The organism is Novosphingobium olei (assembly GCF_037076535.1).
Lineage (GTDB): Bacteria > Pseudomonadota > Alphaproteobacteria > Sphingomonadales > Sphingomonadaceae > Novosphingobium > Novosphingobium olei.
Genome location: NZ_AP029021.1, coordinates 1,199,965 through 1,213,142 on the forward strand (window position 1 = coordinate 1,199,965; position 13,178 = coordinate 1,213,142).

The following is a 13,178-nucleotide window of genomic DNA, read 5'->3' on the forward strand; positions in this document are numbered from 1 at the left end:
ATATCGGCGCGCGACATTTGCTTAGGGTTTGATTTGTTGCTGTAATCGCCGATCTGGCGAGTGGTTGCTACAATCGCTCGCCAAATGGCGTTTGACTCGCGTTGCAGAGCGTTGCTAACGACCCGAAAATAAAACGAAAACGGGCCGCGTCGAATGTTCTGGCGACGACGGGGGCGGCGATGGCCGGCAAGGCGAATGGGTCCGATTGGCTGAAGTGCGCTTCGGTTGGCGGTTTTGGCATGGGCATCGCGGCGTTTTGCGCCGCATTTCAACCTTCGGTGGCGATGGCACAATCGGTGCCGACGACGGCAGGCGTGCCGTCACGCGACCAGCTGCAGGGTGTGACCGGGGAACCGGCCCAGCCTGCGCCACCGCGCCTCAACATCGAAGGCGGGATCGAGCGTTCCAGCTGTCCGCTGGCTGATCCGCAATATGCAGACATCAAGGTCTCGATCAATCACGTCACGTTCAACGGACTGAAGGGGGCAAGCGCCGAGGAACTTGATCAGGCGTGGAAGCCGTTCGCCGGGCGTCCGCAGCCGATCGCGACCCTGTGCGAAATCCGCGACGCGGCTGGCACCATCCTGCGCAACAAGGGCTACCTGGCCGCGGTACAGGTACCCACACAGCGGATCGAGAACGGTGAAGTGCGCATGGAGGTGCTTTACGCCCGGGTCACCGCGATCCGTGCGCGGGGCGAAACCCGGGGTGCCGAGCGCAAGCTGCAGGAATACCTGAGCAAGCTGACCAAGGACGAGATCTTCGATCGCAACGCGGCCGAGCGCTACCTGCTGCTGGCGCGCGACCTTCCGGGCTATAACGTGCAATTGACGCTGCGCCCCGCCGGTACGGCACCGGGCGACCTGATCGGCGAGGTCAGCGTGCTTCGCGTGCCCTATGTGGTCGATCTGTCGATCCAGAACCTTGCTTCGCGGGCAACGGGCCGATGGGGCGGGCAGGTGCGGGCACAGGCTTTCGGCCTGACCGGGCTGGGCGACGTGACGACGCTGTCATATTACGCGACGGCCGACTTCACCGAGCAGCATATACTTCAGGCAAGCCACGAGTTCCGGCCGGGGAGCGAAGGCCTGACCATAGGGGGGCAGTTCACCTATGCGTGGACCAAGCCGGACATCGGGCCCTTGCCAGGCGGGATCGAGCTGAAGGCCCGCACATTGTTCGCCAGTCTTTATGCGCGCTACCCGCTGGTGCGTTCGCAGCGCGCCAATGTGTGGCTTTCCGCAGGGTTCGACCTTGCAAACCAGAACGTCGACCTGATCGGTCCGCTGACCCGCGATCGCCTGCGGGTGCTGTGGAGCCGCCTGGATGTAGATGCGATCGATACGTCGCGCGCCTTGCCCGGGTGGCGCGCCACCGGGTCGGTGGAGTTGCGGCAAGGTCTCGACATACTCGATGCCTCGCATGGCTGTTCTGGCGCCGCGTGCGCTGGGCAAACGCCGATAAGCCGGGCCGATGGGCGCCCTGATGCAACGGTGATCCGCGCCCAAGGCGAATTCGAGAAGGTCGTCGGCAAGGTTTCGTTCGCGCTGCTGCCGCGCGGTCAGTACGCCTTCACGCCCCTGCTGGGCTTCGAGGAGTTTTCGGGCGGCAACTACACCGTCGGGCGCGGTTACGATCCCGGCCGGATCGCAGGCGACGACGCGCTGGGGCTGTCGCTCGAACTGCGTGGCTCCCGCCTGGCCATCGGCCGCGGCGAGGTTCGCGTCCAGCCTTACCTGTTCGGCGATATTGCGTGGGCCTGGAACAAGCACGTGCGTGGGGCGGATCGGCTGATTTCGGTTGGCGGCGGTGTCCACGGTGAACTCGGCGCACGCTTCCGGCTCGACGCAACGCTCGCGGTGCCGCTCGAAGGGACCCGCCTCAATCCCAAGCGCCCGGACCCGCGCTTTCTCCTGACGCTCACGACCCGGCTCCTGCCCTGGAGGACCAACTGATGCCCCGCAACCGCAGCCGTGGCGAACTCGTCGCCGTATCGTCGCTCGCGTTGGCGACCGCACTCGCCAGCGGGGTCATCGTGGCGCACGCCCAGTCGTTCCAAGGCACCGGGGAGGTCGTTGCTGGCTCCGCCTCGATTTTTGCCACGGGCAGTACGACCGACATTACCGTCAGCAGCCCGAATGCGGTGATCAACTGGACCCCGTTCGACGACGCCAACGGTGGCGGGCCGATCGCCTTCCAGCCGCAGGGCACGACGACCACCTTCACCAACAACAGCAGCGCCGTGAGCGACTTTGCCGTCCTCAACCGCATCCTGCCGGCAGATCCGACGCGGGCAATCCAGTTCGACGGGACGGTCATCTCGCAGTTGCAGACCGGCTCGGGAACAGTGCGGGGTGGAACGGTCTTCTTCTACAGCCCCGGCGGTATCCTTGTCGGACCACATGCGGTGTTCGACGTGGGCAATCTCGGCCTGACGACCTCCGACCTGCCCTTTGACCCTCAAAGCGGCGCCTTTTCGACCAATGGCGTCTTTTCGTTCCAGCAATCCCAGGCCGGTTCGCTGATCGATATCGCCCAAGGGGCACAGATCAGCGTTGGCGCGGCGGGGCCGGACAACAATTCCTATCTCGTCATGGTTGCGCCAAGCATAACGCAGGCGGGTGCCATCGACGTCAACGGTTCGGCCGCGCTGGTGGCGGCTGACGCCGCGACCATCGAGTTTTCGCCAAGTGGGCTGTTCAGCATCCGCGTGGACCAGGGCACCAGTGCATCGGGCACGGTACTTGCCAGCTCGGGATCGATCGGTGGCGCTGCGGGAAGCTCCAGCACGTTCGTGCACCGCATCTACATGGTTGCCGTGCCGCGCAACGACGCCATCACGATGGCCATCACTGGCGCCAACTCGCTGGGCTTCGACATTGCAGGCGCGGCCGATGTAGTTGGCAACACGGTGGTTTTGTCCGCGGGCTATGACGTCCAGGGCGGTGTGATCGATTCGGCCGCTTCCGCGGGCGGCGGCAGTGGCAAGACCGATCTCCTTATCGGCGGCCCGATCACCGCCACTTCCGCTGTCGATGCCAAGTCTACGGGTGTCGCATCGGTTTCCGTAAATGCCGGCGAGAGCGCCACGTTTGCATCGGATCTTACGCTGCAGGGTGCCCTGCTGCCGACTGGCAGCCCCGGGATTGCCGCACAGGTGCAGGTTGCAGGCAGTGGTTCGTCGCTCAACGTCGCCGGCAATCTTTCGGTCGTGTCGATCGATACGGCGAGCATCCTGGGCACAGGCGTCAACGATGTGAGCGGGGCGGCTGTCACGGTGGACGGCGGCTCGCTGAGCGTCGGCAATACCCTGACCGTCCGGGCCGACCGCGCGGGGCTGGTGGACAGCCCGCAAACAACGGCAGGATCGGCGACGCTTTTCGCCACCAACAACGCGCAGGTTTCGATCGGCTCGGGCCTTCAGCTCAGCGCCAATGGCACCGGATCCTCGCCCAGCAGCGCTGCAGCGGCGGGCAACGGGCAGGGGGGCGTGGCGCAACTGTCCTACGGCAATGGGGCGAGTGTCTCGGCAGGCTACATCGATATTGCCGCTGAGGGCGTTGGCGGCGAGATTTCAAGCGGCTATGCGGGCGGCAACGGCCTTGGCGGAATGGCCAGCATCGATGCCTTCACAGGGGGTGGTACGCTGACCGTGGGCGGTAGCGTGCAGATTACCGCAGGCGGCACCGGCACATTCGGATCGGATTGCATCAGCTGCACCATCGAAGGGGGCAGCGGAACCGGCGGGACCGCGGCATTTTCCGTGTCGGGGGTTCAAGCCCATACGGTGAGCATCGGTTCCGATCTGACCATCGCGGCCAACGGCCTCGGTGGCGATGCGGCGACCGGCAATGCGGGAAGCGGTACGGGCGGTACCGCGAGGCTATCGACGAGCGGTCCGGCAATCACGTTCGATGTTTCGGGATCGACTCTTGTGACGACGGACGCATCCGGCGGAGAATCGCTCGGCACGTCGACTTCGGGCGCGGGTGAGGGTGGTCTCGCTCAGGTCATCAACAACGGTGCGGCGCTCAGTTCCGGGGCGTTCACGGTCAGCGCTTCTGCACAGGGCGGAAGAAATATCTCGGGCGGATTTGGCGGGGCCGCCACCGGCGGTGATGCCCAAATTCGCATAGGTACGGGCGGAGGCTCGATTATTTCCGGCGCGGTCAATATCACAGCAATTGCCGATGCCGGCGGTGCGGGCGAAGGGTATGTCGGGATCGGCGGAGACGGTCAGGGTGGCGCGGCGACGCTGGATATCGTGGCCGGGAACGTGGACTTCGATTCCCTCGTCGCGGACGCCACTGGCAATGGTGGCCCAGGGGCCGAGGGCGCGGGTGACGGCGCGGGCGGTTTGGCGGCGATCCGCGCCACAGGCGGCACTGTCACGATCGGGGGTGACGTCTCGATCCTTTCGCTCGGGCGAGGGGGCGTGGCCGACAGCGGCGGACTTGGCACGGGCGGGGAAGCGCTGATCTCTGCGGAGGGTGCCACCCTGACGTTCGGGGGCAGCGACGGACTCGTCACGATCGATGCCAGCGGCACAGGCGGCTATGGTCATGTCTCTTCCGGAAGCGGCACGGGTGGTTATGCCCACACGACCGCCAACAACGGAACGATCGCCTACAACTTCGGGCTCGTGCTGGAGGCCTCCGGCCGTGGCGGCAACGGCATCGACGGTATTGGTGGCAATGGGGGCGATGGCGGCGTCGGCACCGGCGGAACGGTGCTGCTCGATGCCCAGTCCAGCAATCTGGGGCCGTCCTCGATTACGGGGACCAATTTCACGCTCGTCGCGGGGGGCAGCGGCGGTCGGGGTGGGGCAGGCGCCAACGTGAGCGTGCCGGCCGGCGTCCTGACGCCGGGCGCAGGCGGGGGCGGCGGCAGCGGTACCGGGGGCACCATCGTGGTCAACACCGGCGTGGGCAACGGCAGCTTCACGCCCGACGTGCTGACCGTGGACGCTTCGGGCTACGGTGGCCTTGGTGGAAACGGCGGTGACGGCGATTCGATCAACGGACCTGCGGGCGGAAACGGCGGCGCGGGTGGCGCGGGCACAGGCGGCAACGTGCAATTCGACAGCAACGGGGCGCTGGGAAGCGGGACGCCTTCAGGCAAGCTGCTGGCCGGCAGCCTATCCGTCTCTGCGACTGGCTCTGGCGGTGCAGCGGGCGCCGGTGGTGCAGGGACAAGCGCGGGGACTTCGGGCAACGGCGGCAGCGGCACCGGCGGCGTAATCACGCTGAAGGCCGACCGCGGCGGTTCGCTGTTCCAGGTCGACGGCAATACGGTCCTGCTGACCACCGGAACCGGCGCTTCGGGATCGGGAACGGCGATCGGCGGCGCGGGCACCGGTGGCAGCATCGTTCTGGTTTCTCAAGGGGCTACGAACGGCAACCAGATCAAGCTGGCCAGTCTTTACGCCGATTCGGGGGGCGTCGGTGGCAATTCGCTCACCGGCGATGGGGGCACAGGGACAGGCGGATCGGTGCAGCTGCTCGTCAGATCGGGCCTTGTCCTTTCGGCCAGTACGATGACCTTGCGGGGCGCGGGCTTCGGCGGCAGCGCCGATGGCGCTTACACCGGCGGCAAGGCCTATGGCGGCAACGTCAATGTGGAAGCCCACACCGGGTCGACCCTTGTGGTCACCGGAGGGATCACGCTCGATACCGGGGCCGTCGGCGGAGACAACATCTCGCTGGGCGGTAGTGGCGGCGATGCGGCGGGCGGGACGTCTGCGTTGCGCAGTGTTGGGGGCGCGATCACGATCGGCGCGGAAGCTGTTGTCGGCGCGAACGCGTTTGGCGGTACCGGCTACCAGTTCGATGCCGCGGGCCATGGCGGCGCTGCCAGCGCTGGAGCAGCGTCCATCAGCGCCGGTAGCGGACAGGAACTGGGCAACGGAGGCTCGATCGACATCAGCGGTCCGGCAAGCGTCACCTCCTATGCCTCGGGCGGGGCGGGCGGTGCTGGCGGCAACGCAACTTCGGGGGCGGCAGGTGTCTATGCTCGCAACGGCTCGGTCGTCATCAATACGCTGCTGGTGGATACACGGGCTCTGGGGGGCGCCGGCGGTTACGGTGGAGCCGGTGGTTCGGCCAACGCGGGCGCGGCGACCATTTCGGCGCAGAACGCTATCGCCGGGATCGGCAGGATCAACCTGACATCGGCAACGGTCCTCGCCGACGGGATCGGCGGTGCAGGCGGTGACGCGCCGGGCGATACCGGGCCGACCGGCGTTGGCGGGAACGGCGGCAGTGGCGTCGGGGGCAATGTGCTCGTGCTGGGCAGTGCCGGAAACGGCCAGCTCACCGTAGGTTCGCTGTTCGCCAGCGGCAACGGGACGGGCGGTGTCGGCGGCATCGGCGATTACAACGACTTCAGCACCGGCGGGCCCGGCGGAAGCGGCGGCAACGGCACCGGCGGCTATCTGCAGATCGGCACTGAAAGCGGCATCGATACCGGTTCGCTCAACATCGGCTTTGCGCAGTTTGGCTCGGTCAGTGCAGCAGCGAATGGTTCGGGCGGCAACGGTGGCGCGGGGGGCGTGGGCTCGCAGGGGAACGGCGCGGGCGGCAATGGCGGCAACGGCACCGGCGGCAGTGCCGTGCTGCTGGTCCGCGGATCCAATGTCACGCTGACGGCGAACGGCTCGTTCGACGCAAGCGCCTACGGCGGCAATGGCGGCAACGGCGGTACGCAGGGCAATGGCGGCAATGCTGCGGCAGACGGTGCGGCGATGCTCGTGACCAGCCGTTATCTCGTCGATGCCCAGCGCGGATCGGTCAATGCGCAGAACCTGACCTTTACGGCCACTGCTTCCCAAGGGCTTGGCGCGGTTGACGGCACTGCCTCGTTCCTGGGCCAGCCGCTCAGCCTCGACGTGCGCAACAGCGATGTGACGGCGCAGTCGATTTCCATGACGGCCACCGGCCCGGCCCAGACCGGGGTCCTTCCTTCGAAGATCAGTATCGTCAACGGCAACGTGTCGCTTACGAACGGCTTCCAGTTCATCACGCCGGGCGAAATCTCGGTCGCGCTCGATGGCAGCAGGCTGACCGCCGACCACGCCCGACTTGAAGCCGGAAACTGGGTGGAATCGGGCGTCGCCGTCACGACGCCCGGATCGATCGAGGCGGTAAACGCGCTCATCGTCTCAAGCCAGGGAGACATCATCGGCGATGTTTCGTTCAAGGCGGGCTCCGGCATTCAGGTCAACGCGTCCGGCTTGATCCGGTTGTTCGATCTGGATGCGACGGGCGATCTCGACGTCTCGGCCGGCGGCACGATCAGCCTGCGCAATCTTGCGGCGACCGGTCTCGTTTCGGTCGTCGGCAATGGCGCGGTTGCCCTCGGTTCGGTCGATGCGAACAATGCTGTCAGCATCTCCTCGGCCGGCACGCTTGGTATCAGCGGGTCGGTGACGGGCGTCGACCGCGTGGCGCTGGTGTCCAGCGGCGCGCTGACCGCGCATGATGTGACGGTGCTCGGCTCGAGCAATCCGTCGTCGCTGCGCGAGCTTGTCGTGCAGTCCGATGCGGCGGTGACGCTGGGCAACACGACTGCCGGATCGACGCGACTGTTCGGCGCAGGTACGCTCAACGTCGGGACCTTGACCGGCACCGACATCGCGCTGCTGGGCGGTGGCGACATCGCGCTGGGTGGCGCGACAGCATCGGGCCGGCTGCTGCTCGCCGACTATGCCATGGCCTCGGCCGGCGGTTCGCCGCGGGGCGCGAGCTACAACTACGATGCGCTGTTCACGGCGAGCCCGGTGCGGGCGAGCGGTGCGATAACCGCGACTGGTCCATTGGCGGCGGCTTCGTTGACCGCGACGACCACCAAGGCGCTGCAACTTGGCGCGGTCCAGACGACGGCGGCCAATGGCACGCTGGTGCTGGACGCCGGTGGAGCGGTCACGTTGGGCCAGGTCACGGCTGCCGGAACGGCGACCATCACAAGCGGCGGGATCCTGTCCGCGAGCAGTGTGGCCGCTGGCGGCGACCTTGCGCTCACCGCGACTGGAGATGTGACCACCACAAGCAGCACATCGCCGGGTCTTGCTGGAGCGGTGCAGGCGGCGGGAGCGGTGGCGATCACCAGCAGTGGTGGCAACATCACTGTCGGCAATGTGTCTGCGACGGCGGGCGCGATCAACCTCGCGGCAAAAGGCGCGCTCGCGAGCGGCGACCTGACCGGGAGTGGCGGAGTCCGCGCGACCGCGGGCACCACGGCGATCGTCGGTAACGTTGCAACTGCGAATGGTGACATCACGTTGAGCGCGAGCGGAGCCTTGTCGGCCGCGACACTGTTGGCCGGTCGGGGCGCGATCACGCTGGACACCAGCGGCACCGCCGATGTTGGCGCGGTGACCGCCTATGGGTCGATCGTGGCGAATATTGGCAGCAATGCGCGCTTTGCCAGCCTGTCGAGCCAGAATGCCGGCGTGCAGGTGCTTTCTGGCGGTACCCTCTCGTCGGGCCAAGTTTCCGCGAGCACCGACATTGCGCTTGTCGCCTCCGGCGATCTTTCGCTGAGCGACATCGTCGGCCGGGATATGGCGCTACTCGCGAGTGGCAACGTCGTCGTCAATGCAGTGGTGTCGGGCAGCACCATGATCGGGTCCTCATCGATACTGGCTGCCGGAACCCGGGCAGGATATATCGACGTCTCGACGCTCACTAGCGCTGCGCCTGTCCGGGTTGGCGGCTCGATCGTGATGGCCAAGGCATCGGGCGGGCGATTCTCGGCGGCCTCCACGGGCAAAGCCGAGCTCGGGCAGATCGACATGTCGCAATCGATCGCTGTGGACAGCGGCGGCACCGCGATTATCAACGCGCGCTGGGCCGCGCCTTCGATCACGGTTTCGTCCAACTCCATCGCGATCAACACGGTTGCCTCCAATGGCGAGCCGCTGGGGCTCGATGCCGGGACGACGGGCGCGATCCTGTTGCGCTCGCTGAGCCAGGACGGCGTCACGCTGGGCGACGGGTTCGGTGTCACCGAATGGACCCTTTCGTCGGCCGAGTGGGCGCTTATCCGCAGCGGTTCGGTGACGGTCCGGGGGCTGGATGGCCAAGCAGCGGTGGACCTGCATATCGGCAATCTTGTCATCACCGGGCCGATGGCCGGGAGCACGATCGACGATCCCAACGGCACCGTGCGCTTCGAGACGGTAAATGACGCCGGGGTCATCTCGGGCGGGATCCGCATTCTTGGCAATGTGGCTGCCAGAGGATTCCTTTCGACCAACGCGCTGGAATTCGCCACCGGCCGCTTCGAACTTGATGCGGCCACCGGATCGCTGGCGATCTACGGCAGTGGCACCACGCTGACGGGCACGTTGCGCATTTCCGCGGACGGGATCCATGTTGCCAGCGGCACCATTCTCGACAAGCTCCAAGCCGATATTGCCTACGCTGGACTGGAGGCCGATCTTACGCAGCCTGCCTCTGTCCAGCGGCCTGATGGTGTTCTGTCTGCGGCTGCCTTCGACTTCACTGTCGGTCGCAGCCTTTATGTCCAGAACACGGGGACGACCGATATACCGGCAGGTTTCCTGACGGCTGCGGACGGCTTCCGCATCGGGCCGGCCGGGTCGATTCCTGTCAAAATGATCGTCAACGGCGCGTTTCTCGACGGGGCGAGTGTGGTTACCGGGAAGGATGCTTATGCGGTGTTCCGGCAGACCCACGCGCAAATTGGCTTCTTTGACGCGGGAAGCAGTGTGGACGGCTGCCTGATTACGGTGACGGCTTGCGGCGTAACGACGGTGGATGTGCCCATTGAAGTCGTCGGGCCGACGGTTTCGACGCAGATCCAGCTTTTGGGCCAGGCCGGGCTGGGCAACACACCGGCCTTCGACGGTGGCCCGGGCGATTTTGATCCGGCCAACGCGACCAGCGATCCGACAGAGGAGGAGCAGCAGGCTGCGAACGAAGCTGCCGGCGCGCCGATCGCGCCGCCGACGCCGCTGATCGACATTCGCCCGCTCAACCCGCCGTCTCATATCGAGGAGCCGGTCGCCGGCAGTGGGAACCCGGCATTGGTCGGATCGCCGGTCAACGAAAACAGCGCCGAGGGAGGACTGTGATGCGCGCGCGACTTCTCGGGACGAGCCTTGCTGTGCTCGCGCTGGCCATGCCTGCAATGGCGAGTGCCAAAGCCCCGCCGCTTTCGATCCGCAATTCGTTTCGGATCGGTTCGTCGGGCGTGATGTGCACCGCGCAGAATGCGCCGGCCGATGCGCGGATTTCGGGCATGTTCGACCGTTCCTATCGTCTGACGTGCCGCGATGCAGCCGGCGCCGTCGGGTCGCTGATTGCGGTTCGGCGAGAGGTCGCGCCGGCGATGGAACCGAGCGCGCTGCCCGGCGTGGCACTGGATTGCGCCCAGCCGGGCTCCGCAACGATCGAGGGGCTCGGTGATGTACTGAGCCTTGCGTGCAGGGATCCGCGTTCGCGCGTCGATTACCGCCGCTATCTCGTCAGGCGCGGGGGTGTTTCGTATTTCGTCGAAGGCCTCGCCGGCTACGACCCCGCGTTGCGGCTTGCGCTAGCAAGCGTCGCAACCGACAGCCCGGTCCCGGGCGAAGTGCGCGTGGCGAGCACCGAGGTCTCGGATCCGGCAGCGTTCGCCCGCGTACAGGCTGGGCAACTGGATCAGTCGGGTGCGCGCGACGAAGGCTATCTGCGCAACAACGGTGGCAGCTTTGCCGAGTCTGCCGAATTCTTCGAGGCGCTATCCGCCCGCGATCGCAAGGGCGATACGGGGGATCTGGCCGAAGCGCTTGCCAACCAAGGACTGCAGCAATCCAATCTCGGCAATTTTGCGGCGGCGAAGCGTCTTTTCGAGCAGGCTCAGTCCGCGCTGGCAGCTGATGATGCGGTGACCCAGAGGCGCCTGCGAAACTATCGTGCGATGGACCTGCTCAACCAGAAGAAGCCCGATGCCGCGCTGGCGCAGCTGGCCAGCCCGGTGCCGCCGGTGTCGGCCAACTTCGATCGCGACAAGCTCGCCATGGGCGAAATCAACTTGCCGCTGTCCGAACAGATCAACCGCGAGAACGACGCCCTGCTGCGCCTGGGTGGCGCGGATCCGGGGCTGACGGCGACCGAACGCGCCGAGATTCTGGATGCGCAGGGCGTGGCGCTTTCGGGTACGGCGCAGCGCTTGAAGGGGAGGTATGCCGATGCGCTGGAGAAACTGGCCGAGGCCGACCGGCGCCTGACCATGGTGCGGGGCGGTCGGGTCGATTCGACCGGCTGGATGCGGTCGGAAATCCAGATCGAGCAGGCGCTGCTGAACGAGGCGCAGGGCCGCAAGGATCAGGCTGCCGCCGATTTCGACCGCGCGATAGCCACGCTGGCTGCGGCATTTCCGCAATCGCCGGCCTTGCTGGCCGCGCAGGCGCGCAAGGCAGCATTCCTGGGCCGGGCCGGCGATGCAGCCGCGGCAAAGGCGCTTTATGCGAGCGTCGTCGACCAGAGCGCGATGGTCAGCGACAGCGGGGCGACCTTGCGCGACATGCTTTCGCCATACCTCGGGCTGCTGGCCAAGGACGGCGACGCGACCAGCGCAGCGTCCATGTTCATCGCGGCGCAGGTGCTGCAGCGGCCAGGCGTTGCACAGACGCAGGCGGTGCTGGCGCGCGAACTGTCGGAAGGCAACGACGATGCAGCCGCCCTATTCCGCCTGTCGGTCACGCGCAGCCGCGATATTGCCCGCACGGATGCGGAAGTGACGCGTCTGAGCGCGCTTGCGACGCCGTCCGCGCAGGAGCAGGCAGCGCTAGCCGCCGCCAAGGATACGCTGGCGTCCCTGCAGCGCGATCAGACCGAACTGGTCAGCAAGCTCGCTGCCTATCCGCGCTACAATGTGCTGGCGCCGCAGCGGGTTACGCTGGCCGAACTGCAGCAGTCGCTGCAGCCGGGAGAGGGCTACTACAAGCTTATCGCGGTTGGGGAGGATCTCTACGCGTTGTTCGCCACGGCGGAGGGGGCGCAGACCTTCAAGCTCGATCTGGACCGTCCGAAGCTTGCCGTGCAGGTCCAAGCCATCCGCGATTCGATCGTAAAGGTCGAGAACGGTCGGCAGGTGAACTACCCGTTCGACCTCGACCGTGCCCGCGATCTCTATCGCACGCTGTTCGGGCCGATCGATCGGCAGTTGCCCGCAGTGAAGCACCTGGTGTTCGAGCCCGACGCGGCCATGCTGCAGCTTCCACCATCGGTTCTGGTGACCGACGACAAGGGGATCGCGGCCTACAAGAAGCGCACCAAGGCGCCCGATGCCGACGCGTTCGACTTCACGGGCATCGCTTGGCTGGGGCGCGGTCGCGAGGTATCCATCGCGGTTTCCCCGCGTGGTTTCCTGGATCTGCGCAAACTTGCGCCCTCGCACGCGACCAAGCCCTACCTCGGCCTGGGGCATAACGCGGTGCCGGCGTTCCGCCCGGTGACCGCCGTTGCCGACGAATGCGACTGGCCCTTGGTGACCTGGCAGCGGCCGATCTCGGCGGATGAGCTTGTCTTTGCCAAGCAGACTATTGGCGGGGCGAGCGATGTCCGCACCGACATGGCCTTCAGCGATTCCGAACTCCTGTCCGACCGGACGCTCGACCAGTATCGCGTGCTGCACTTCGCAACACACGGCCTGGTGACCGCGCCCCGCGCCGATTGCCCGGCGCGCCCGGCGCTGGTGACCAGCTTTGGAGATCAGGGCTCGGACGGCCTGCTGACCTTCCGCGAAATCTTCGATCTGAAGCTCGACGCCGATCTGGTGATCCTGTCGGCATGCGACACCGCCGGCATGGCGACGGTGGCCGCGAGCCGTGAGGCGGGGGTCACGACGGGGGGCAACTATGCGCTCGATGGCCTTGTCCGCGCCTTCGTTGGCGCGGGCGCGCGGTCGGTCATCGCCAGCCATTGGCCGGTGCCGGACGACTTCGACGCGACCAAGCGGCTGATCGGGGGTGTTGTCGGAGCCAAGCCGGGCGAGCCGCTGGCGCAGGCGCTCGAGGAGGCGCAGGTCAAGCTGATGGATGATCCAAATACTTCGCACCCGTTCTATTGGGCCGCGTTCATCATCCTGGGCGATGGTGCAAAGCCATTGGTGCAGGCAGGTCCAGCGGCCACACGGACGGCGGCGCGCTGATGCGCGTCCGCCGCCGCCCC

The 13,178-nt window shown here is 66.6% G+C and carries 3 protein-coding genes; all 3 read left to right on the top strand.

Annotated elements, in window-relative coordinates:
* Positions 1-179 precede the first annotated feature (179 nt).
* Genes AACH40_RS05680 through AACH40_RS05690 form a run of 3 tightly spaced genes read left to right on the top strand, consistent with a single transcriptional unit; the run spans position 180 to position 13,158 of the window.
* Complete coding sequence (locus AACH40_RS05680) at positions 180-1,955, top strand: ShlB/FhaC/HecB family hemolysin secretion/activation protein (protein WP_338644627.1); 1,776 nt, start codon at positions 180-182, stop codon at positions 1,953-1,955.
* A complete protein-coding gene (locus AACH40_RS05685; protein WP_338644629.1) occupies positions 1,955-10,096 on the top strand; it encodes a hypothetical protein in 8,142 nt (2,713 codons plus the stop codon). The genes AACH40_RS05680 and AACH40_RS05685 overlap by 1 nt, the downstream gene beginning before the upstream one ends.
* A complete protein-coding gene (locus AACH40_RS05690) occupies positions 10,096-13,158 on the top strand; it encodes a CHAT domain-containing protein (RefSeq protein WP_338644631.1) in 3,063 nt (1,020 codons plus the stop codon). The genes AACH40_RS05685 and AACH40_RS05690 overlap by 1 nt, the downstream gene beginning before the upstream one ends.
* Positions 13,159-13,178 lie beyond the last annotated feature (20 nt).